This window comes from Changchengzhania lutea (assembly GCF_006974145.1).
GTDB classification, from domain to species: Bacteria; Bacteroidota; Bacteroidia; order Flavobacteriales; family Flavobacteriaceae; genus Changchengzhania; species Changchengzhania lutea.
Genome location: NZ_CP039456.1, coordinates 3031736 through 3053791 on the forward strand (window position 1 = coordinate 3031736; position 22056 = coordinate 3053791).

The following is a 22056-nucleotide window of genomic DNA, read 5'->3' on the forward strand; positions in this document are numbered from 1 at the left end:
ACTATTACAAACATCAAACAAATGAAAATTATATATATTAAAAGAAAAACAACCCAAGAAAAAAGACATAGTGTTGCTATGGGTGAATTAACTACAAAAGTGACCTATATTAAAAAGTATTTATTGGGTTTACCGCTTAAAACGATACATAAATACAGAGAAACATATTACGGTGAAGTAAAAGACTGTAATGATTGTATGTTGTTCGTTTAGAGTATTTTTAAAGCCACTATTAAGTTACCTAGAAACAGAATAACACATGAAACATCCATAACTAATCCCGATAGCTATCGGATAAGAAACAATAAGTATAGATACATGAAACGAGCATGCTAAAAGCTTTATCACCCAAGGGAATGATTAATAGCGAACAGCATGTGACCTGTGAAAACAATAGATATAAACACATGAAAGTACTCGTAATTGGAGCTGGTAATATGGGGCTCACCTATGCCGAAGGCATGTCTAAATCTAAACTTCTTAAGAAGGAGAATATTATGGTTTTAGATACCTCTGAAGAAAAACTTCAAGAGCTTAATAAAATAGCGCATTTTGATACTTTTGAAAAACTGGATGATTGTGTTCCTGAAGCAGATATTATTTTTGTTGCAGTCAAACCGTACCATGCGGAAGGTGTATTTGCAGCTCTTAAGCCGCTTGTCCAATCGCAGCAAATTATTGTATCCATAATGGCTGGGGTTACCATTGAATCCATTCAAGAACTAACAGACCTGGAGAAAATAGTTAGAGCCATGCCAAATTTACCGGCAAAAATTGGAAAAGGATTAACATCCTTTGTTATTTCTTCAGAAGTGTCCAGAATTGAAATGCTAACTATAGAAAGTCTATTGGATACCACAGGGAAATCAATTCAGGTTTCAAGCGAAAAATTAATTGATGCTTCCACGGGAATTTCAGGGAGTGGCCCAGCATATGTTTTTTATTTTATGCAAAGTATGATGGAAGCTGCATTAAAAATGGGCTTTTCAAAAAAGGATTCAACCGTTTTAGTAAGTCAGACTTTTTTAGGTGCCATTGAACTATTTAATCAATCCAACTTATCACCAAATTCGTGGATGAAAAAAGTAGCATCAAAGGGTGGAACAACACGTGCAGCATTAGATTCTATGGAAGATAATAACGTAAACGAATTAATAAAAGATGCCGCTTTTGCTGCGTTTAACAGAGCAGTAGAATTAGGTAAAGAACACTAAGTTTATTATAAGAAATTACAGTTCTTACATATTTATCGTTTAATCCAAGCCCTTGAAGTATGAGTGGTTTTTTAATTTACACGGTTACCACATATTCAGGCTTATAATGAGTATTTTTACAACTTATTTTATAGAATAATAATTTAGATGCAACACCTTAAAGGCTCTCCAAAAGATAAAACAAAATCAAAAGTAACCATGGCGCAAGCCTTTAAAACCATTATTTGGCCACGCCGAAATCTGGTTTTTATTGGCTTAATTCTTATCGTCATTAGAAGTTTGTCCGGTTTAATTCTACCCTGGCAGAGTAAAGTATTACTGGATGAGGTCGTGCCAAGTAAAGATGTGTCACTATTATATAATTTGATAGTTATTGTCCTAATCGCTATTTTAGTGCAAGCCGTGACCTCCTTTCTTTTAACACGTATCTTAAGCGTGCAGGCACAATACCTCATTAGCGAATTACGGGCACAAGTGCAGAAAAAAGTACTGTCCCTGCCCATCAGTTTTTTTGATAATACCAAATCTGGTGCCTTGGTATCTCGTATTATGAATGATGTTGAAGGTGTGCGAAATTTAATTGGGACGGGTTTAGTGCAACTCGTAGGCGGCACATTTACAGCTATTGTTTCTTTGGTGATTTTGATAAAAATAAATCCATGGATGACCCTTTTTGTATTCATTCCACTATCTATATTTGGGTACATAGCCTTAAGAGCCTTCAAATACATTCGACCTATTTTTAGAAATCGAGGTAAAATAAACGCCGAAGTCACCGGGCGATTAACAGAAACATTAGCGGGTGTTCGCGTCATAAAAGCCTTTAATGCTGAAGCGCAAGAAAACGTCGTGTTTGAAAAGGGTGTTGACAAATTATTTCAAAATGTTAAAAAAAGCCTGACGGCCACAGCTTTAATGACCAGTTCATCAACCTTTTTAATAGGTGTTGCTACCACAGGTATTATGGGTATTGGCGGGTATTATATGATGCAAGGTGAAATGACGACTGGAGATTTTTTGTTCTTCACTTTAATCCTCGGGTTTATGATTGCACCCATTGTTCAAATGAGTAATATAGGGAGTCAATTAACCGATGCCTTGGCGGGTTTGGATAGAACTGAAGAGCTTATGAATATGACAGCTGAGGAGGACGATTTGGAAAGAAGTATCCAGCTCAACACCATTCAAGGGGATATTGCCTTTGAGGATGTATCGTTCTCATATGAAGCAGGTAAAGAAGTCCTTCATAATATAAATTTTAAGGCACCAGCAGGATCTGTTACAGCTTTAGTGGGTAGCTCGGGGTCAGGAAAATCTACTATAGCAGGCTTATCTGCTACATTTTTAAATCCAAAATCTGGTAAGGTGACCATTGATAATCAAGATTTATCCAAAGTTAATTTGAGCAGTTATCGCAAGTTTTTGGGCGTGGTGTTGCAAGATGAATTTTTATTTGAAGGCACTATAAGAGAAAACATCATGTTTCCGAGACCAAATGCATCAGAAAGCGATTTGCAGAATGCTGTTAAAGCGGCATACGTTAACGAGTTTACAGACCGTTTTGATGATGGTTTGGAAACGTTAATAGGCGAACGCGGGGTAAAACTTTCTGGCGGACAACGTCAACGATTGGCCATTGCAAGAGCCATATTAGCAAATCCTAAAATAATTATTTTGGATGAAGCGACCTCAAATTTAGATACAGAGAGTGAAGCATTGATTCAGAAAAGTTTATCTGAACTTATAAAAAACAGAACCACTATTGTCATAGCGCACCGGTTAAGTACAATTAGACGCGCAGATCAAATCCTTGTGATTGAAGCTGGACACATTATGGAACGTGGTACGCACGACGAATTAATCGCCACTCAAGGCAGGTATTATGATTTATATACTTATCAAGCTAAAATTTAATTCATCCTATGAAAACTAAAGATTTGTCATTCACTGAATATAATGCATACTATAGTCAATACCTCAATATGCTTTCGGGTAATTTAGATTTGATAGGTGGTTATAATCAGGGCTTATCACAGATTATAGAATTTTTTAAAACAATTCCAGAAGGCAAATTGACTTATAGCTATGCAGCTGGAAAATGGACCATAAAAGAAGTGTTTCAGCACATAATAGATACTGAACGTGTATTTATGTATCGATGTTTTCGAATAGCAAGACGTGATATAACAGCTCTGGCAGGGTTCGAGCAGGATGACTATATAGCACCTTCTAAAGCGAATAAAAAATCTTTAGAACAATTGCTTGAAGAATACCGAACAGTAAGGGAAAGTAGTATCGTGTTTTTAAAGAGCCTTTCTGAAGTGGATTTAGAGTATTTAGGAAACGCCAATGGAACATCGCTTTCCGCTCGGGCAGCAGCTTTTATACTCTTAGGGCATGAAAAGCATCATGTGGAAATTATTCAAAATAGGTATTTAGCGTAATCTATTTATAGAACCCTGTAAAATTAACTCCGAGTTATACGTTGTGACGTTCGGCGGTATTAGCCCGATAGGGCTAGATACTGCTGAATGAATTTGGTTATGGTTCCGTTACGGTATAGTGTGCGAGTTTCATTCTACTCTCACTATAAATTAAACAGAAAGACTTGGATCTCTAATTAGGAATTTTAGAAGTAATGAACTAGAGTAACTGTTACCACATGTTTTATTTGTCATCAGGAAATTCACCAACCAATTTACCATTCTCGTTAAAAAATTGAAGTTTAGCAATATCTGTAGAATCAATAAATATTTTTACTCTTTCTTTTCCCAATCTATCTCTCATTGACAGTTGAGGAATTTCATTCTCACTGCCAAGAAATAATCTTTCAGAACCTAATTCACGAGACTTTTTCAGTGCATTTATTTTCATTAATTATTTCTTTTTTCCTTTTATCCGAGATGCTATCATATTTAAATTCATGTATTAAATCTAAGTTTTTTCCAAAACTGCCATTTCCTTTTCTATCATAAAAAGTTATACCGGATTTTACAAGATCGTGAATATTTTCTTTATGCTCTAAATTTATTACTTGATTGTCATTATATCTGTCAAAAGATAAATGACCAACACCGTATTTTCTTCCATCCGGAAATTCACCACTATTAAAGACAAGCCCACCTATTTCATCACCTTTTTCATTGAAGAAAATCATTCCTGCCATATGCTGTCTTTCAATCATATTTACAGGATATTCTTTTCCGTTTATTCTTGGTGCAGCAATACGTTGTTTATTGGAAATTGCCATAACAGTTGTACCGTCTTCATTTACAATATTTATTCTTTCAGCAGTTAATACTTCAAATTTGGTATTTGTTTTTTGGGTAAAACTCATTAAAAGAAATGAAAATAATATAGCCCAACAAAAAATATTGCTTACAATTAATAATCGAATTTGATTTTTAGATAAGTTCATTTTAATAAATTATTTATTGGTTAATATATTAAAGACGAATTAATTAAATGTCTGTTGCAATTCTCTTTAAATGTGTTGCGGTTTGTATATGGTTTGCTCCGTTCGTGTGTTACGTTGGATAGGTATTAATTAATAAAAGAAATAACCTAAATGGAAATCTTATGGATTTTTCTATTACCGATTAACATTCTTTATTATTGGTACGAAGAAACCATTCACTGAAATTGTCTTGTATATCTTTCACTTGAGAATACAACTAATACAACTTAATGTTACAACCAAAAGCACTTTGTAAGCTCCGAGCTTGTAATATTATTGTAATAGATAATTTGTTTTTTTTATAATTTATATTTAGGTCGCCGTCACAATGTTATGAGTTTAGTTATCGTATCTGATCCTATTCCCCTTAGTCTTGAAGTATGTTGTTTATATAGCAACTCACTATTCTTTTTGATACGGTAGGTTTCGATACTCATCCATTTTTCTTTTTCAGTCATATAGTCTTCATTAAAAAGTAGCTTTGACAAATCCCTTATAACTTTATAGTTTGAAAAACCGTGGGCATTCTCTTTCTCTTCTGTAGCATTGTTGATGAATTTGCCTATAATTTGAATTGTGGTTTTATCAGATTTTACCAATTCAACTAGTTTTGCCCTGTATTCTAGATCTGTTTGTTGAAGTAAAGGGAATTCAACATAATCGGAAAAATGTTGCCCTTCATGTGTTAGGTAGCTAACCTTGAAATTTTCTGTATCCTTATCATAGGCTTTATCTACTGCATAAAGAGCTTTCCTCTTTGCCCAACCACTTGCATAACTTCTTCCGAAAGTTGTATAATGGGACCATCCTGTTGAAATAAAATCATGCATTAGGTGTACAGTTACATTAACTGAGTCGTCAATCAGTTCAATATGGTATTTTTTGACGTGCTCTTTTTTCCAAAGAAATAAATCATAGAGATGTCCTGTTTTGCCAAATGCATTTGAGTAATAACCTCTTTCATTCAAAAAATCGTTAGAGTATTTGTATAAATCATGTTGAATAGAACCTAGAGGAATTTTCTCAAATTTATATTTGTTCTCATACAAATAGTTAGCCATGGTTTTGATGAATAATGAGTCAGCCTTTTCCACGGTTAAACTATCTAGCATTACAGTCTTCCAATAGTTATGAAACTTGTCCACAATCTCAATAATTATTGAATCTTTTGTTTTATAATCATAGGTGTCAGATTTGTTAATAAAACGTGCATAATACTTATCTTTTAACCTCAAATCTTTTTCATTGAGAGTTTTTTCATTAATTGTATCTAATATATTAAATACATTAACCAGTTCCCCTCTTAAAGCAAGTGGGTATATCTTTTCAAAGTTAGGATTGCTTGAATCAGTAGTGCTTTCTGAATTCTTCTTTGTCATGCAGGAAATAAGAAATAAAAGTAAAAATGCTACATATATTAATTTCATGGAATGAATATTTTAGAGACTTTAAAAATACTCTTAGCATTTCAAATAAACTTGTATCAGATTAACCCAAAAACAAGTCTTTTAAGGATTTAGGTGAGATTTTAAATGCAGAACGAAATGAATTTGAAAAATGAGATTGATCATAAAACCCTGCTTCTAATGCAATATCAGTAAGGCGTTTATTAGAATGTAACATCAAGCTGGCATTTTTGAGTCTTACCATTCTTATATAATCACCTAATGTGATTCCACTTATTTTCTTAAACTTTCTTGCAAGATAGTTTGGATGTAAAGCAACTGAGCTTGCAATTTCACTCAAAGTCAATGAATCACAATATTCTTCTTTTACCTTGCTAATCACTTGATTGTACCAATTTGGAATTTTTGTTAATAGTTGAGTGTTATACCTATCAGCTAATGTCTCAGTAATTAGACAGTCCAATTCATTATCTGAATAATTATTAAATGTTTTAATTAAAATTTGTAGAAATTCAAAATAAGCAAAGTTGATATTTTTATTATTGAATAGCTGCAATACATTATTATTAGAAATGGTGATTACTTCAATATTGAAGCAAAATCCAACATTATTTATAAATGTGTTTTCATGTTCATATTCTTTAGGCCGTAAAATAATTGTTCCAGGATCTATAATACTTTTAGAGAAGTTATTGTTTTCTATATATGCAGCTCCAAGATTTACTGAGTAATATGGATTAGCATGGTTATGTTTTGGAATTTTTTCTCCAATATTATGATGCGAAATAGAAACGTGATAATTCTTGAGTGTGCGCTCAAATTTGATAGATCCAAAATATTTTGTAGGAGGTAAATTCATATCGCTTCAAAATGTGTGGTATTACACAGATAAAGCTCCGTTTCAAAGAACGTTATCGGGTGTTAAACGAAATTATCATTTTTTTCTGATAAAATAAAAAAACGATCGGTATCAGAATAATTTTCTTATGTCAACTAGAGAGGATAATAATCTAAGTATTTATCAGAGTAATTTTCCACGTTAATACCAAATTAAAAAATTGGCGGTGTTTTTAAAGGTAACGAACTTTTGATTTATAACGATTTCCTTATTGATTAAATAAAATTTATGAATTTTTTTCCCTTCTCAATATTTTCACAATACGATTAATGACGATTTGTGATAAATTCCAATGGTATCCATTAAAATCAGTTGTATTCATAAATTGAACCACAACCATGTCTTGATCTTTGTGGTATTCAGCAAGACATTGATAACCAGGAATCAGACCTCCGTGTTCATACTCGTAAATGGAAGAATAGATTTCCTGTTCATCTCCGTTAAAAACAGAACCATCATTTAATGCACGCAAAAATATCCCAACATCTTGTGCTGTCGCTATCATTGAGCCATAATTATTTGCTTTTAAATCGGCTTCATATCCAACGTAATAGCCACTCATCACATCGTCTATATTCACTTCATTAAGCGAACTGAACGTATGGTTAAGCTCCAGTGGTATTAAAATCTCCTTCTTGATAAATTGGTGATGGCTATAACCCACTATTTTGTCAATGAGTCTGGAAAGCAACAAATAATTGGTGTTGCAATATTCATAGTCTTCACCAGGTTCGAAGTTAGCCGGCAAATCAAGTGCGTATTCAAGGACATCCTTATCACCTTCCTGTGGATTATCCCAAAAACCAGGATGGTTGGTAAAAATAGGAAGGCCACTGCGGTGTTGCGCCATCAACCTTAAAGTGATTTTATCTGCATATTCAATTCTGCCCATAAGCTCCGGGAAGTAATCAGCGAGCGTTTTATCTAAAGACAAACGTTTATCATTGACTAATTTTGCTATAGAAACAGCGACATATAACTTGTTGATACTCCCAATTTTGAATAAGGCGTGTGGGTCGGCAGGTATTTTGTTTTCTCGGTCTTTCCAGCCAGCTGCATAAAATGCTGGTGGTTTGCCTGCTTCGTCTACATAAACAATCATGCCATCAAACCCATGACCAATGGCTTCATTTACTTGTTCTTGAACCGTATCGGGTAATGGTAATATCCAAGCCTTAACCAATATCCACGGGACGAAGAACAACGAGGATATACTCGCCATAATAAATACTATTCTTAGTATTCGTTTTGTTTGTTTTTTTATCATACTGTCATATTTTTTTAGGACGGTGCACTTTTAAATTGCTCATAACTATAAGGATATGAAATCGTTTTAATATTTTATCACTAAAATTAAACGACTTAAGTTTATTTTTTATCAACAGACGATTTATTGTAGATTACAGGCATTTGTCCTTTCCACTTCTTCCATAAATCATCATCGCTTATTAAATTAGCCATAAAGTGCCCAACATTAATACGACTGATTTTACCTGCATTAAAAATAGCGCTTTTGGTAGGCGAAGGGTGTATTTCGTAATCGGTAACTTCATTTTCATTTGTTAGCCCATCTGGTCTAACAGCAGTCCATTCTATACATTCATTGTTCTGTCCGATTTTAGTTCGTAAATAATCTGCTGCTGTTTCGTTATCTACATGTGGCGGTAAAAGTAAACGAAGAAGGGCAATAACACATTTTTGTGCAAATGATATCGGTTCATTTAAGTCACGATTGCGATTACCTGTAGTATTCATCAAAACAAATCGTACAGCTTGCTCTGGTTTATTAGCTTTTATGGCATCACATAGTCTGCGCGTAGCATCTGTAACCAATTTCCTAGGCTGCCCATAGATACCTTTCCAGGTTAGATTATGACCAAGACACGATACAATGGCCTGACAATCCCGACTATATTCGCTCATTTCCCTGTCACTTAACTCTAAAATACTTGCAGAGATGATTTGAAAGTTGTCATTATTTCTCCATGATTCTGGCAACTTTTCCGGAGACCTTACAATTGCTTTAACTTTATGCTTTTGAATGAGAAGTTGTTCAACCAAATGTCTTCCTGTTGCGCCACTTGCACCTACTACTAAAACTGTCATATTATTTTTATCTATTTATTTTTTCAAAATACTTATTTGCTGTTCTGCTTTGTTGAATTTCCATTTAAGTCCAAACAAAGGTCTTAAGACATTTACCCTTCTAATGATGAATTCATAAATGAGATAACAAAAACTACCAGTAAAAGCTACTACAGCTATGAATTTTAGCATGGGATGTATCGCCAAAGGTAAGATAATCGAGGCTCCTACATACAATCCAATCATATGGATTATATAAACTGGATAAGCAGCTTGACTTAAGTAGCTCAGTAAAGTGCTAGGTTTATTTAGATATTTATAACTAAAGCCGAAAACCCCAAATATCCAACAGTTCGATTCGATAGCCATGAGATATCCTGGTGTTATGGTTTCAAATACAAATAATCGAATGGCATATAAAATTCCCGCTAGGCCTATATACAACCATCGCCATTTTAAAACCGTTTGCCAGAATTCTTTCCCGCTATAAACCAGAAGAAAACCAAAAAAGAAGGCAATAAAACCTAGAATAAATCCGTGCCAAGTCTGAGCATACATTTCAAATAACCGAGGCTTAACTAAAACAGCTTCCAATATAAAAAAGACAGTTATTGATAAGGGACCAATGGGATGCTTCATTAGCGATGATAATCCTTTCCTGAATCTGCCTTCCTCATGTTTCTTTAAATAGAAAAAAAGAGGCAACAGCACTATCACATAAACAAAAATATTCCCTAAAAACCACAAATGACCCATATGTGGATAATAACTCAAAGGCATATTGTAGTAGTCTTGAAAAATATACATATGTAAAGGCGTTATAGCAATAATCCCAAAGATGAATGGTAATAGGATTCGCTTTGAACGCTCAACAAGCAATTGTTTCCAATTTCGCTTTTTTAAGGCAAAATAAAGTCCCATACCAGATACATAAAATAAAAGTGGAATTCGCCAGACGTTAAGCATAGTCATTGGTGTCCATAAATCTTCAATAGGTTCGTCGTTTCTTATAAAACCAATAAACATGGCCCATGGTTGGAATATTATGGCTATATGATAGATCAATAATAGACCAATAGCAATTATGCGAAGCCAATCAATATCGTGTCTTCTTTCTGTTGTCATTTGAATGGTGTTTTTCATCTAATTACTGTAACATCATAGCAATAACTGGACGCGTTTTCTCTATTTCGGTTAAATCAATCTGCATGCCAATTGGCTCGAATTGTAGTTGGAGCATTTCATAGAATGGCTTAATTTCGTCAAAAGGTACCATTACAGTTTCTCTAGGTGTAGCATCAAAGTTATTTCGAATCGTTTTATCTGCTTTGGCGTCTATAAGCATTTGCACAATTTCAACACGACAAAAGAAAGCGGCAGCATGCAAAGCTGTAGATCCATCATTGTTTTTAATAGATAAATCTGCACCAGCATCTATCAATGCTTGAGCTATATCATTTTTGCCAAAAGAGGCTGCAGAAATCAAAGGCGTCGAACCACTCATGGCTTCTTTTTCGTTAATATCTGTATGTGCTTTAATATGTTGTTTAACAACCTCAAGGTTTCCAGATAGTACTGCTGCATTAATATTCATTTCTGGTTTTGCTATTAATGTCCCAGTATTGGTGCTTGTATCTGATTTTGAATTCTTATCAGACTGTGCACAAGCATTTGTTAGCAAAAAGGCAACGAATGAAATGATTAACAAGGTTTGCATTGCATTAATTTTTAATGTTTTCATGATTTTAATTTTTAGGTTTAGTTTTTTTATTTTTGATTATACAAAGGTGAGGTTAAAGAAAATGCAGTACATATGAGCTATGCGGCTAAATATGTAAAGTTTGAAAAAACAATAAAAACTATGATGCAGGAGTATAAATTATGACGCAAATTCTAATAAATTCACCAATATGTGAACGCACATATCACATGTATGTGTATAAATTGTTCTAATTTAGGCGGAGTATATAAGAGTATGTCACACGAACCAAATATTGAAGATAGTTTTATTGACCAGATAGAAACCATTATTCTAGAGAATCTTTGTAATGAACAATTTGGGGTTTCTGAACTTGCAGAAACCATGAACATGAGTCGTTCTAACTTGCTCAGAAAAATAAAGAAAACTACTGCACTCTCGGCAAGTCAATTTATTCGTCAGGTACGTTTAAAAAAGAGTATGCAAATGCTCCAAGAAACGCAATTAACAGTTTCTGAGATTTCATATCAGGTTGGCTTTGGAAGTATATCTTATTTTATTAAATGCTTTCGAGAGTATTATGGGCATCCACCTGGAGAGGTTGGAAAAGGGACATTGGTAGAAGAAAAAGAACCTGTTCAAACTCATTATTTTAAACGACATCAAAGACAAATAATTGCTACATCTACATTATTCTTAGTACTAGTAATATCATTTTTTATTTTCAGTAAAAAAGAAACAACTAAGGCTGTAGAAATTGAAAAGTCTATAGCGGTCTTACCTTTCAAAAATGAGAGCAATAATTCTTCAAACCTATATTTTGTTAATGGGCTTATGGAATCGGCCTTAAACAACCTTCAGAAAATAGAAGATTTACGGGTAATTAGTAGAACCTCGGTAGAGAAATACAGGCATACGAATAAGAGCATCCCTGAGATAGCCGAAGAACTGGATGTAAACTATCTCGTAGAAGGTAGTGGACAGCGTGTTGGAGATCGGGTTTTATTGAATATCCAATTGATAGACGCTTCAACGGATACTCCAATTTGGGTGAAGCAGTATAATCAAAAAGTTGTGGATGTGTTTGATTTACAAAATGAGGTGGCTAAGAAAATTGCTGATGCTATTAAGGCAAAGGTAACGGCTTTTGAAATGGAACAAATTGATAAAAAACCTACTGAGAACTTATTAGCTTATGATTATTACCTCCAAGCTCTTGATCCGTATAATACAAGAACAATGGAAGGATTAGAGGAAGCCATTTCACTATTTGAAAAGGCAGTTGAGGAAGATTCACAATTTGCGCTAGCCTATGCTTACATTGCTTTTTCATATTACTATATCGACTTATTCCAAAAGCAAAAACAATATACAGAGCTAATTAACAATAATGCAGATAAGGCTTTGTTATATAATGCTAAATCTGCCGAAAGTCTTATCGCAAAGGCAGTATATTACATGCATATCAAGGAGTATAGATTAGCACTGCCCCATCTGGAGAAGGCACTGGAATACAACCCTAATTCATCAGCTGTGGTTAATATGCTTTCTAGTTTATATGCCAATTACATTCCCAATACCGCAAAATATCTAACCTATGCCTTAAAAGGAATACAACTCGATATTGCTGCCAATGATTCCATTACCAAAAGTTATATCTATTTAAACCTAAGTAATGCGCTTATCCAAAATGGTTTTACTGAAGAAGCGAGCAAGTATATTGATGAGTCCCTAAATTATAGTCCCAATAATTATTTTGCTCCATATGTAAAAGCCTATATCCTGTATGCTAGACATAGAGATATTGAGCAAACTAAAAAAGCATTAATGTTAGAGTTACAAAAGGATACTACGCGTCTCGATATCCTACAAGAAGTGGCGAAATTGCATTATTATCAAGAGGATTATGATACAGCGTTTCTATATTATGAAAAGTTTGTTGAAGCTAGAATAGAATCCGATTTAGATATTTATCCTCATGAAGATATCAAGATTGGTTTGGTCTATGAAAAGATGGGATTAGATGAAAAGGCTTCTGAATTTTTTACTTCATATGCTGACTTTTGCGAAAATGATGAATCTATCTACAAGTCAGTTAGTGTTGCAGCGCTATATGCACATGAAGGTAAAATTGACGAAGCCATTGAGCAACTTAAGGTTTTTGCAACGAAAAGTAATTATCAATATTGGCTATTGTTATTTATGAAAATGGATCCAGTTTTTAAACCGCTAAAAAATCATCCAGAGTTTAATAACGTTATGCAAAAGATTGACGAACGCTTTTGGGAAAATCACTCGCAACTGAAAAACACACTAGAGGATCAAGGACTAATTAAATAGTGTATTTACTATAGCCACCTGTAAATACGAGATATTTTTTTATGTCCAAGGTAAAAAAATCAATAATTCAATATCAGAATGTTTTTTTGGTTAATTGAATTTCAGCATACTCTAAGCGTTTATCAGTTTAATATTTCGCTTTAAAACCACAAAAACTAAAACCGATAACACTCCAAAAAAAGAAAAGCCAATAAATAAGGGTAAGACAGAATCGATTACGAAACTCCCAATATAATTTGCTATGGGTACGGCCAAAACGGTTGATATAAATCCATTTATAGCAGCGCCAATACCAGCAATATGTCCTAAAGGTTGCATCGCTAAGGCTCTCAAGTTTCCGAAGAGAAAACCAACTGCAAAGAACTGCATCGCAAAAAACCCAATAAGTACCGCAATGCTCGGATTGTTTCCAGACCAAAACAAGATCACGTATAATAAGGAGATTGTGGCGTAAGCAATAGCAGATATATAAGCCATTCGCATCATACCGTATTTAACAACCAATACGCTGTTTAAATATGTGGCTAATCCTACCGAAACTGCTAGACTTGCAAATATATAGGGAAACATATCTGCAAGATTGTATTGGACTTGAAATATCTGCTGAGATGTACTTAAATATACCATAAACGATCCGGTGATGAATGCGGATACAAAGGTAAAGGCAACAGCTTCCTTATATTTAAAAAACTCGCATACGCCATCTATAAATAAATGTGAGGTGAATGTAATACGCTTTTCCTTTGGAAGTGTTTCATCTTGTCGAAACCAAAACCATAGCATGACTAGAAACCCAAACATGATATTGAAGTAAAATATAGATTCCCAATTGAAAAAAGTCATTAAGAATTGCCCTAAGGTAGGTGCTACCACGGGAACCAAGATAAAGAACATAACGACAATAGATAAAATTTTAGCCATATAATCGCCACTATATCGATCTCGAATCATGGATATACTAAGACTTCGTGGAGAGGAAAGTCCGATGCCCTGGAGAATTCGTCCAAGTATCATAATTTCGAAATTTTTTGTCGACACACAGATAAAACTGGCTATAAAAAACACAGCAAATCCGAAGAATACGATAGGCTTTCTTCCAAAACTATCCGATAAAGGCCCAAAAATAAGCTGTCCGAAACCTAAACCCAGAAATATCATAGTAATCATTAGTTGATTATCACTGGTTTCAGTCACGCCAAATGCATCGCCAATTTCAGGCAAAGCAGGGAGTAAGGCATCTATAGAAAGCGCTACGATGGACATTAATGATGCCATTAATGCTACGAACTCAAACTGTAACTTGTGCTGTGTTTTTTGCATCTGGCAAAAATAAGCTAATTATGCCGAGTAAAACACCATATATTTAAATACAATACACTTTTTTAGTAGGCTCGAAATAACCGTAATTCGCTATTTAAAAACTTATATTTGCCATTATTCAAAGACTTAAGCTATGCCATTTAAAAAATTGATCGAACCCCTTGATGATGCCTTAAAAGTTAATGGGCTAGAAGCCCCTAATAAGTTGCAGCAAAAAGTTTTATCTAGAATTAAAGGAGGGAGTTCTTTGTTTATAGTCGCTCCTAAAGGTTCTGGGAAAACGATGACGCTTGTAATAAGTGTGATTCAAAAATTAAAAAAGGCTTTTGAGGACGCCCCAAGAGCACTGATATTTGTTAAAGACAAGCAAGCTGCTTTGGAGTTAGAGGAGCTTTTTAACACCTATAAACGTTGTACGGATTTAAGGGTGTATTCTGCATACGATGAGCATAACATAGATACCCAACGTGATGAGATTTATATTGGAACAGACATCGTTATTGCAACACCAAAACGGTTGAATAAAATATTCTTTTTGAACGGTATTAATTTGAACCAATTGCAAATGTGTATTGTAGAGGATGCTGAATTTCTATTTAGAAATGAAAATTTCGCCGAGGTTAACAGAACGCCACAGAGTATTGGGAAATGTCAATATTTAATATTCACATCACATTTTGATACCCGATTTGAGCGCTGGAGAGAGTCTTTTATGTACAATGCGCAGATGGTAAAAGTTTAAACCTGAGTTTTACTAATATTCAAAATTTAACAGCTTTAATTTCAACAACAAATAATTCTTTTCATATCCTGCAAGGTTTTCAAAACCTTGTAGGATTTTAATAAGTAAAACGTTAAACAAACTTTTTTGCAGATCTCATGAATTTTGACGCATTTACAATTTTGATGCGCTTTATTATCATTAAATTTTATTCCCATTAAAAAAAGATTTATTTTTAATGCAAAGATAAATTAATGGAAAAATTACTAAGGATTATAGGTGCTGCATGGGGAGCAAAAAAAATAGGGGGTGGTAAATGCGGATGCATTGGTACCGTGTTTGTTTTTATAATTCTCTACTGGTTGTTAGGCTACGTGTTTAACGTGCTGTAGTTACTATTTTACTCAAGGGTCAGTTTTAAGGATTTTCTGTTTCTAGGCAATGAATCTATTACTGATACATTCAAATTAATTAAGGGCTCTATTTTATATAGCCCTTTTTGATGCGGTGCATTTTCTATAATGTAAATATGATTAAGAATAGTATCATATTCAACTTCTAGTTTACCTAATTGAATATTCTTATTGTAAAGTTCTATTACCAAATCATTGGATTTAATTGTAACACGCCATGCCTGTGCATCATCCCACACGCTTCGCCCTAAAGAATCAACCTCTACCTGTGCTGATAAGTAGAGGCTGTCCAAAGTATTGTTATTATCAAAATCGAAAGCTATTCCTTTCTTTAAATTATAAGGCATTATAGGTGCTTTCAAAATGTCCTTTTCAGCTAAAATGTCATCTTCTAAACCATCGCTATATTGTTGTTTAAGGTTATTGCAAGAAAAACATAGGCAAATGGATAGTATAAATAAAATAGCTTTTAATGGTTTCATATCATCAAATCTTAAGGGTTTATTTTTCCATGTTGACTAATATCTGGTTCGTCACCTGTAATAGCACTCAATCCCATTTTTAATATTGTAGTGAAAGTATTGTGCTTTGGCTCCCAATAATAGGCTTCAATAGGGGTGACCTTAATGGCTGAAAGATTAGGGTCTTGAACACCATCAAACCACATATCATCGCTTTTTCCATAGAAATCTTCCAACACAGACTGATCTGTAACAATTTCAGCATCCGCATAAACTTTCATAAATGAATAATCACTTGGCTTTGAATAGATGAGCATAATGTTACTGTCAGCTTTTATATGAGCATTATGTGTGCTGTCTTTGCCACTTAAAAACCAAATGCAGCCTTGGTCATCTACTTTTTTTGTGCTCATAGGAATCGCGTGAAAGGGTTTACTCCCTAATTGTGTTGCCATCATAGTGAAGTCGATATCTTCTGCTAATTCCTTAATTTTTTTAATGGCGTTATCATCGAATAAGTTTGTATTGTTCATAGTTTTATTTTTTTTATAAAGTTACATCAAGAATAGAATTTCATTTTGCTCATTTCATGGGAATTTTAACTCTTTAAAAAATGTAGAAAGATTTATTGAATAAAGCTTAACTAGACCTCCTGTTAAACCCATCTTAAAAAAATAATCTCTTTACAGCCATATGACTATCTTTAGATTTAAATAAAATACATGCTTATGAATTTCAAATTTTTACATCCTATGCTTATGGGTATATTAATAATTCAGACTGCTTTTGCACAAGAGTTAACCTTTGAAGATTATAATCCGAATTCATCTCTAGTAGTTCCAGGCAAGATTATAAACAAAGCGAAATATCCATTTATAGATATACATGGGCACCAGTACCGAATGCCTACCCAAAACCTGTCGCCAGTAATTGCCGCTATGGATACCTTAAATATGGGTATTATGGTAAATTTGAGTGGGCGCTCTGGTGAGGATTTAAGAAAGTCAGTTAAAAATATAGCGGATCACTATCCCAACCGTTTTGTAGTTTTTGCCAATATTAATTTTGATGGCGCTGGAGCAGTAGGTTGGATCGATAAAACAGTCAATCAACTTAGAGCAGATGTTGAAAATGGGGCACGGGGCTTAAAAGTTTACAAGAGCTTGGGCATGTATAGTAAAGATGTGGAAGGTAAGCGGTTGGCCATTGATGATTCCCGATTAGATCCCATTTGGAAGGCCTGCGGTGATATGGGAATCCCCGTTCTGATTCATTCAGCAGATCCAAAGTTGTTTTGGGCTGATTTTGATGGTGATAACGAGCGTTGGTTAGAACTCAGAACCCATCCGCGTAGAAAACGGGGTGCGACCAATCCGGCACCTTGGGAGCAGATTATTGCCGAACAACACAACATATTTAAAAAGCATCCAAAAACAACTTTTATAAATGCACATATGGGTTGGTACGCTAACGACTTAAAAACCTTAGGAAATCTGTTAGATGCTATGCCAAATATGAATGTTGGGATTGGTGCTATCATTGCCGAATTGGGAAGGCAACCACGCTACGCGAGGGCTTTTTTTGTTAAATATCAGGATCGCATTCTGTTTGGAAAAGATAGTTGGAAACCCGAGGAACTCCCTACCTATTTTAGAGTCCTTGAGAGTGATGATGAGTATTTTCCATATCATAAAAAATACCACGCGTTTTGGGCCATGTATGGTTTAAATTTGCCAGATGCTATTTTAAAGAAAGTTTACTACAAAAATGCGCTTCGTATTGTGCCAGGACTAGATAAAACCTTGTTTCCTAAATAATTATGACTTAATTTTAAGGTGTAGGCATAAAAAATAAATCTTTTTATTATGAAATTTATATCAACCATCTTGCTATTTTTAATCGTCAGTGGGGTATGGGCGCAGTCCCCCAAACTTGAAAGAAGTCTTAAAGAAGTCACGTTCTCGAGGAGAGGTTATGAACTCGGTTTTCAACATGGGAAACTACTAAAGATTGAAATTGACGATTTGGTTACAAAATGGAAAATGAATACCACAAAAGCTTTTGGAAAAGATGCTGATATCATCCTGAAAGAATTTTTTAAATATGCCAATTTTACGGATGCTATTAAAAAATGGACACCAGATCTTTTTAAAGAAATTGAAGGTATAGCAAATGGGTCTAAACAGCGTTTTAATGATATTTTAGTTTTGAATTTATTAGATGAATTCTGGGTGTATATAGATCAGTTATATAACCATCACTGTACAGATATTGGCGTGGCTTCAATACATGGAAGTCCTAGTTATGTCGCTCAAAATATGGATATTGAAAGCTATACCGATGGTTATCAAACTTTGGTTAGACTAGAGAAAACTAATGAGAGCCCGGAACAGCTTATATTAACCCACCCTGGCCTAATAGCATTAAATGGTATGAATGAAACAGGTGTTGGTGTTGTGGTGAATACCATTATGCAATTAAGTGCATCCACAGCAGGGCTACCCGTCGCCTTTATAGTTAGAAAAATTATTGATAGTACTGATAAGGATGATTTATTAGAATTTTTGACTTCCGTAAATCATGCATCTGGGCAGAATTATATCGTAGGGATTCGTGGTGAGGTTTTCGATTTTGAAGCATCAGCAAACCAAGTGATACAGTATAATCCAAAAAATGAAAACGGTACGGTGTATCACACCAATCATCCCATTGTGAACAATGATTTAAAACCATGGTACAACCAGTTTAATCCCAACCTAGAGGCGGACGAAAAGCCACATTCAAACAATAGTTATATCAGATTATCTGCTGTTAAAAAACATGTTATTGATAAAATGAAAATCACAGAAGAAGACATTAAAAATGCCTTACGCTCTAAAGATGATACAATGAATCCCGTCTGCCGATCGAACCAAAACAATGGTAGAGTATTTACATTTGCATCTACAATTATGTCCTTAAGCGGAAAACCATATTTAAAAATCACAGCTGGTCCGCCTGACGAATCAGAGTACAAACGAATTGATTTTACTTCAGAATAATTTTTTCCTATAATGGAATATTACCATGCTTACGCTTGGGTCTATCTACTTTTTTATCCTTTAACATCGAGAATGCCTTTATGAGTTTACGGCGTGTATTTTTTGGTAGAATCACTTCATCTATAAAGCCACGTCTTGCCGCACGATAGGGGTTTGCGAATTTTTCAGCATACTCCGCTTCTTTTTCTGCAAGTTTTTCTATGGGGTTTTCAGCTTCAGAAATTTCTTTTTTAAAGATGATTTCACTCGCACCCTTAGCACCCATTACCGCTATTTCTGCTCCTGGCCAGGCGTAATTTAAATCGGCTCCAATATGTTTGGAATTCATCACATCGTAGGCACCACCATAGGCTTTTCGTGTAATTACGGTCACTCTAGGTACGGTAGCTTCACTTAAAGCGTACAATAGTTTTGCACCATGGACAATAATACCATTCCATTCCTGATCTGTGCCCGGTAAAAATCCTGGAACATCGACCAGTACTAATAAGGGGATATTAAAGCAATCGCAGAACCGTGTAAAACGTGCTGCTTTTTTAGAGCTATTCACATCTAGAACACCAGCTAAAAATTGCGGTTGATTCGCAACAATGCCAATACTGCGTCCGCCTAAGCGGGCAAAACCAACAATAATATTTTCAGCGAAATCCTTGTGGATTTCATAAAAGGAATCCTCATCGATAATACCACCAATAACCTGGTGCATGTCATAGGGTTTATTGGGGTTATCTGGAACTATATCAGTTAGGACGTCTCTTATTTCATCTTGTAACTTAAAGTCAAGTTGTTTTGGAGGTTCCGTGTTGTTTTGCGGCAAATAGCTAATGAGTTTTTTAACATCTTCCAAACACTCTACATCATTGACAGATGTTTTATGCGCCACACCAGATTTTGAAGCATGCGTGAAGGCACCACCCAATTCCTCACTTGTTACGGTTTCGTTTGTGACGGTTTTAACGACGTTGGGACCGGTAACAAACATATAACTGGTGTTTTCTACCATCATAGTGAAATCGGTCATAGCAGGAGAGTACACAGCACCTCCTGCGCAAGGCCCCATGATTGCTGAGATTTGAGGGATAACTCCCGACGCTTGAACATTTCTAAAGAAAATATCAGCATATCCTCCTAGCGATCTTACACCTTCCTGTATCCTTGCTCCACCTGAATCGTTAAGACCAATAATGGGTGCACCAACTTTTAAAGCTAAGTCCATAATTTTACAAATTTTTTCGGCATGGGTTTCAGATAAAGCGCCACCGAACACGGTAAAATCCTGTGCGTATATATAAACCAATCGTCCGTTAACCGTACCATATCCAGTGATGACGCCATCACCGAAATAGATGTCATTCTCCATTCCAAAATCGGTAGTTCTATGGGTGACCAAAACACCAATTTCTTCAAAAGACCCTTCATCCATTAAATAATTAACCCGTTCTCTTGCTGTTAATTTTTTCTTGGCATGTTGTTTCTCAATACGTTTTTCACCACCACCTAAATGCGCTAAGGCGATACGTTCGTTTAACTTATCTATTTTTGAGTTCATTTTAGTCTGGTTTAATTAGGCGTGCGCAACAGTTTCTGGTCTTCTAAGTACTGTTTCAATGCGATTAGCGCTGCAATTTTAGCTTCGTTTTCAGTTTCTTCTTTTAAAGCTTCTGGCGAATAATATTTTTTAACAAAGTGAGTATCGAAATTCCCGGAACGAAAAGCCTCGTGTTCACACACATATTTTCCAAATAGCAAGGTGGTTTGAACGCCAGAAACATGATATTCGTTTATAGCTTTGATCATGAGCTGAATGGCTTCTTCCCGAGTTTTACCATAAGTTATAAGTTTAGAAAGCATAGGGTCATAATAAATAGGAATATCCATGCCTTCTTCAAACCCATTATCAACGCGAATGCCTTCTCCAACCGGTAATTTATAAATGTCTAAATGGCCAACACTTGGAAGGAAATCGTTCAACGGATCTTCTGCATAAACCCGTAATTCTAGGGCATGACCATGGATTTTTAGATCCTCTTGTTTTAGTTGAAGTGCTTCTCCGCGGGCGACTTTAATCTGAAGCTCGACCAAGTCAACACCAGTAATCAGTTCCGTTACAGGATGCTCCACTTGAAGTCTGGTGTTCATTTCCAGGAAATAGAAATTCAAATCTTCATCTAAAAGAAATTCAACCGTTCCGGCTCCTAAATAATCGCAAGCTTTAGCCACTTTAATGGCAGCTTCACCCATTTCGACACGCAATGCTGGCGTAAGAACAGAAGATGGCGCTTCTTCAACTACTTTTTGATGACGTCTTTGAATACTGCATTCCCGTTCGAAAAAATGCAAGGTATTCCCATGGCTATCTGCCATGACTTGAATTTCAATATGTCTTGGTGAAGACACATATTTTTCTATAAAAACAGAGCCATCTCCAAAAGCAGAGGTTGCTTCGCTAATGGCACGCGCCATTTGAGATTGTAAATCACTTTCTTTTTCAACAATACGCATCCCTTTTCCACCGCCGCCAGCCGAAGCTTTAATTAAGATAGGGAAACCAATTTCTTTAGCGATATCCTTTGCTTTTTCAAAATCTGTTATGGCTTTGTCAATACCTGGTACCATGGGAATATTATAATGGCTCACAGCCTCTTTAGCTGCAAGCTTACTGCCCATAATTTTTATTGCTTTTGAGCGCGGTCCAATAAAAATGATATTATTGTCCTCACACAATTCTGCGAAATCGGCATTTTCACTTAAAAATCCATAGCCTGGATGAATGGCATCTACATGAAGATTTTTTGCAACTTCTATAATTTTATCACCCCGCAAATAGGATTGATTTGATGGTGGCTCGCCAATGCAAACGGCCTCATCTGCAAATTTTACATGCGGTGCGTTCCGGTCCGCAGTAGAAAAAACAGCCACCGTTTTTATGCCCATTTTCTGAGCCGTTTTCATAACTCTTATAGCTATCTCGCCTCTATTGGCTACTAGTATCTTTTTCATA

Annotated in this window: 22 protein-coding genes; 9 read left to right on the forward strand and 13 right to left on the reverse strand. The window is 35.0% G+C overall.

Annotated elements, in window-relative coordinates:
* Positions 1-21: 21 nt before the first annotated feature.
* From FAF07_RS13575 to FAF07_RS13590, 4 genes are all read left to right on the forward strand, one after another.
* A complete protein-coding gene (locus FAF07_RS13575) occupies positions 22-213 on the forward strand; it encodes a hypothetical protein (protein WP_142785619.1) in 192 nt (63 codons plus the stop codon).
* 194 nt (positions 214-407) lie between these two features.
* Positions 408-1214 (forward strand): pyrroline-5-carboxylate reductase, encoded by an 807-nt coding sequence (gene proC / locus FAF07_RS13580; RefSeq protein WP_142785620.1) that lies wholly within the window; start codon positions 408-410, stop codon positions 1212-1214.
* 147 nt (positions 1215-1361) lie between these two features.
* On the forward strand, positions 1362-3128 hold the full coding sequence (locus tag FAF07_RS13585) for an ABC transporter ATP-binding protein (RefSeq protein ID WP_142785621.1): 1767 nt from the start codon (positions 1362-1364) through the stop codon (positions 3126-3128).
* 8 nt (positions 3129-3136) lie between these two features.
* Positions 3137-3658 (forward strand): DinB family protein, encoded by a 522-nt coding sequence (locus tag FAF07_RS13590; protein WP_142785622.1) that lies wholly within the window; start codon positions 3137-3139, stop codon positions 3656-3658.
* Positions 3659-3881: 223 nt separating this feature from the next.
* Here the strand turns inward: FAF07_RS13590 and FAF07_RS13595 are convergent, their stop codons facing one another.
* The 8 genes from FAF07_RS13595 to FAF07_RS13630 form a co-directional block, all read right to left on the reverse strand.
* The gene (locus tag FAF07_RS13595) at positions 3882-4088 is read right to left on the reverse strand and encodes a hypothetical protein (RefSeq protein ID WP_142785623.1); all 207 of its coding nucleotides are present in this window, start codon (positions 4086-4088) and stop codon (positions 3882-3884) included.
* A complete protein-coding gene (locus tag FAF07_RS13600) occupies positions 4057-4632 on the reverse strand; it encodes a hypothetical protein (RefSeq protein ID WP_142785624.1) in 576 nt (191 codons plus the stop codon). The genes FAF07_RS13595 and FAF07_RS13600 overlap by 32 nt, the downstream gene beginning before the upstream one ends.
* A gap of 362 nt (positions 4633-4994) precedes the next feature.
* Positions 4995-6098: a hypothetical protein gene (locus FAF07_RS13605; protein ID WP_142785625.1), complete on the reverse strand. Its 1104-nt coding sequence runs from the start codon at positions 6096-6098 to the stop codon at positions 4995-4997.
* A gap of 61 nt (positions 6099-6159) precedes the next feature.
* Positions 6160-6936: a helix-turn-helix transcriptional regulator gene (locus tag FAF07_RS13610; RefSeq protein ID WP_142785626.1), complete on the reverse strand. Its 777-nt coding sequence runs from the start codon at positions 6934-6936 to the stop codon at positions 6160-6162.
* A gap of 265 nt (positions 6937-7201) precedes the next feature.
* Positions 7202-8242 (reverse strand): serine hydrolase domain-containing protein, encoded by a 1041-nt coding sequence (locus tag FAF07_RS13615; RefSeq protein WP_142785627.1) that lies wholly within the window; start codon positions 8240-8242, stop codon positions 7202-7204.
* A 101-nt stretch (positions 8243-8343) separates the two neighbouring features.
* Positions 8344-9081, reverse strand: a complete 738-nt coding sequence (locus FAF07_RS13620) for an NAD(P)-dependent oxidoreductase (RefSeq protein ID WP_142785628.1) — start codon at positions 9079-9081, stop codon at positions 8344-8346.
* A gap of 15 nt (positions 9082-9096) precedes the next feature.
* Positions 9097-10185: an acyltransferase family protein gene (locus tag FAF07_RS13625; protein ID WP_142785629.1), complete on the reverse strand. Its 1089-nt coding sequence runs from the start codon at positions 10183-10185 to the stop codon at positions 9097-9099.
* A gap of 22 nt (positions 10186-10207) precedes the next feature.
* Positions 10208-10801 carry an ankyrin repeat domain-containing protein gene (locus FAF07_RS13630; RefSeq protein WP_142785630.1) on the reverse strand — a complete coding sequence of 198 codons (594 nt, stop codon included), beginning with the start codon at positions 10799-10801 and terminating at the stop codon, positions 10208-10210.
* Between the two features lie 234 nt (positions 10802-11035).
* Between FAF07_RS13630 and FAF07_RS13635 the strand changes: the two genes are divergently transcribed.
* Complete coding sequence (locus FAF07_RS13635) at positions 11036-13099, forward strand: helix-turn-helix domain-containing protein (protein WP_142785631.1); 2064 nt, start codon at positions 11036-11038, stop codon at positions 13097-13099.
* A gap of 111 nt (positions 13100-13210) precedes the next feature.
* Here FAF07_RS13635 and FAF07_RS13640 read toward each other — a convergent pair whose 3' ends face one another.
* Complete coding sequence (locus tag FAF07_RS13640) at positions 13211-14419, reverse strand: multidrug effflux MFS transporter (RefSeq protein ID WP_142785632.1); 1209 nt, start codon at positions 14417-14419, stop codon at positions 13211-13213.
* Between the two features lie 133 nt (positions 14420-14552).
* On the opposite strand from FAF07_RS13640, the gene FAF07_RS13645 reads away from it, so the two are divergent.
* Together FAF07_RS13645 and FAF07_RS18575 are read left to right on the forward strand one after the other, a co-directional pair.
* Positions 14553-15161: a DEAD/DEAH box helicase gene (locus FAF07_RS13645; protein WP_142785633.1), complete on the forward strand. Its 609-nt coding sequence runs from the start codon at positions 14553-14555 to the stop codon at positions 15159-15161.
* Between the two features lie 233 nt (positions 15162-15394).
* Positions 15395-15532, forward strand: a complete 138-nt coding sequence (locus FAF07_RS18575) for a hypothetical protein (protein WP_185956438.1) — start codon at positions 15395-15397, stop codon at positions 15530-15532.
* Positions 15533-15540: 8 nt separating this feature from the next.
* Here FAF07_RS18575 and FAF07_RS13650 read toward each other — a convergent pair whose 3' ends face one another.
* Together FAF07_RS13650 and FAF07_RS13655 are read right to left on the reverse strand one after the other, a co-directional pair.
* Positions 15541-16035, reverse strand: coding sequence for a hypothetical protein (locus FAF07_RS13650; protein WP_142785634.1), 495 nt, complete (start codon positions 16033-16035; stop codon positions 15541-15543).
* Positions 16036-16046: 11 nt separating this feature from the next.
* Complete coding sequence (locus tag FAF07_RS13655; protein WP_142785635.1) at positions 16047-16547, reverse strand: pyridoxamine 5'-phosphate oxidase family protein; 501 nt, start codon at positions 16545-16547, stop codon at positions 16047-16049.
* Between the two features lie 195 nt (positions 16548-16742).
* Between FAF07_RS13655 and FAF07_RS13660 the strand changes: the two genes are divergently transcribed.
* Together FAF07_RS13660 and FAF07_RS13665 are read left to right on the forward strand one after the other, a co-directional pair.
* On the forward strand, positions 16743-17831 hold the full coding sequence (locus tag FAF07_RS13660; RefSeq protein ID WP_246067707.1) for an amidohydrolase family protein: 1089 nt from the start codon (positions 16743-16745) through the stop codon (positions 17829-17831).
* 48 nt (positions 17832-17879) lie between these two features.
* Positions 17880-19055, forward strand: coding sequence for a C45 family autoproteolytic acyltransferase/hydolase (locus tag FAF07_RS13665; protein ID WP_142785637.1), 1176 nt, complete (start codon positions 17880-17882; stop codon positions 19053-19055).
* A 7-nt stretch (positions 19056-19062) separates the two neighbouring features.
* Here FAF07_RS13665 and FAF07_RS13670 read toward each other — a convergent pair whose 3' ends face one another.
* Together FAF07_RS13670 and accC are read right to left on the reverse strand one after the other, a co-directional pair.
* Positions 19063-20604 carry an acyl-CoA carboxylase subunit beta gene (locus FAF07_RS13670; protein ID WP_142785638.1) on the reverse strand — a complete coding sequence of 514 codons (1542 nt, stop codon included), beginning with the start codon at positions 20602-20604 and terminating at the stop codon, positions 19063-19065.
* 11 nt (positions 20605-20615) lie between these two features.
* Complete coding sequence (gene accC, locus FAF07_RS13675) at positions 20616-22055, reverse strand: acetyl-CoA carboxylase biotin carboxylase subunit (RefSeq protein WP_142785639.1); 1440 nt, start codon at positions 22053-22055, stop codon at positions 20616-20618.
* Between the last annotated feature and the right edge of the window lies 1 nt (position 22056).

What these genes read in the sequence shown, in the direction of transcription:
- FAF07_RS13595 (WP_142785623.1), bottom strand. Translation starts at nt 4,088, where the DNA reads ATGAAAATAAATGCACTGAAAAAGTCTCGTGAATTAGGTTCTGAAAGA.
- FAF07_RS13585 (WP_142785621.1), top strand. Translation starts at nt 1,362, where the DNA reads ATGCAACACCTTAAAGGCTCTCCAAAAGATAAAACAAAATCAAAAGTA.
- FAF07_RS13575 (WP_142785619.1), top strand. Translation starts at nt 22, where the DNA reads ATGAAAATTATATATATTAAAAGAAAAACAACCCAAGAAAAAAGACAT.
- FAF07_RS13615 (WP_142785627.1), bottom strand. Translation starts at nt 8,242, where the DNA reads ATGATAAAAAAACAAACAAAACGAATACTAAGAATAGTATTTATTATG.
- FAF07_RS13650 (WP_142785634.1), bottom strand. Translation starts at nt 16,035, where the DNA reads ATGAAACCATTAAAAGCTATTTTATTTATACTATCCATTTGCCTATGT.
- FAF07_RS13590 (WP_142785622.1), top strand. Translation starts at nt 3,137, where the DNA reads ATGAAAACTAAAGATTTGTCATTCACTGAATATAATGCATACTATAGT.
- FAF07_RS13670 (WP_142785638.1), bottom strand. Translation starts at nt 20,604, where the DNA reads ATGAACTCAAAAATAGATAAGTTAAACGAACGTATCGCCTTAGCGCAT.
- FAF07_RS13645 (WP_142785633.1), top strand. Translation starts at nt 14,553, where the DNA reads ATGCCATTTAAAAAATTGATCGAACCCCTTGATGATGCCTTAAAAGTT.
- FAF07_RS13640 (WP_142785632.1), bottom strand. Translation starts at nt 14,419, where the DNA reads ATGCAAAAAACACAGCACAAGTTACAGTTTGAGTTCGTAGCATTAATG.
- FAF07_RS13665 (WP_142785637.1), top strand. Translation starts at nt 17,880, where the DNA reads ATGAAATTTATATCAACCATCTTGCTATTTTTAATCGTCAGTGGGGTA.
- FAF07_RS13630 (WP_142785630.1), bottom strand. Translation starts at nt 10,801, where the DNA reads ATGAAAACATTAAAAATTAATGCAATGCAAACCTTGTTAATCATTTCA.
- FAF07_RS13635 (WP_142785631.1), top strand. Translation starts at nt 11,036, where the DNA reads ATGTCACACGAACCAAATATTGAAGATAGTTTTATTGACCAGATAGAA.
- FAF07_RS13605 (WP_142785625.1), bottom strand. Translation starts at nt 6,098, where the DNA reads ATGAAATTAATATATGTAGCATTTTTACTTTTATTTCTTATTTCCTGC.
- FAF07_RS13600 (WP_142785624.1), bottom strand. Translation starts at nt 4,632, where the DNA reads ATGAACTTATCTAAAAATCAAATTCGATTATTAATTGTAAGCAATATT.
- accC (WP_142785639.1), bottom strand. Translation starts at nt 22,055, where the DNA reads ATGAAAAAGATACTAGTAGCCAATAGAGGCGAGATAGCTATAAGAGTT.
- proC (WP_142785620.1), top strand. Translation starts at nt 408, where the DNA reads ATGAAAGTACTCGTAATTGGAGCTGGTAATATGGGGCTCACCTATGCC.
- FAF07_RS18575 (WP_185956438.1), top strand. Translation starts at nt 15,395, where the DNA reads ATGGAAAAATTACTAAGGATTATAGGTGCTGCATGGGGAGCAAAAAAA.
- FAF07_RS13625 (WP_142785629.1), bottom strand. Translation starts at nt 10,185, where the DNA reads ATGACAACAGAAAGAAGACACGATATTGATTGGCTTCGCATAATTGCT.
- FAF07_RS13660 (WP_246067707.1), top strand. Translation starts at nt 16,743, where the DNA reads ATGAATTTCAAATTTTTACATCCTATGCTTATGGGTATATTAATAATT.
- FAF07_RS13655 (WP_142785635.1), bottom strand. Translation starts at nt 16,547, where the DNA reads ATGAACAATACAAACTTATTCGATGATAACGCCATTAAAAAAATTAAG.
- FAF07_RS13610 (WP_142785626.1), bottom strand. Translation starts at nt 6,936, where the DNA reads ATGAATTTACCTCCTACAAAATATTTTGGATCTATCAAATTTGAGCGC.
- FAF07_RS13620 (WP_142785628.1), bottom strand. Translation starts at nt 9,081, where the DNA reads ATGACAGTTTTAGTAGTAGGTGCAAGTGGCGCAACAGGAAGACATTTG.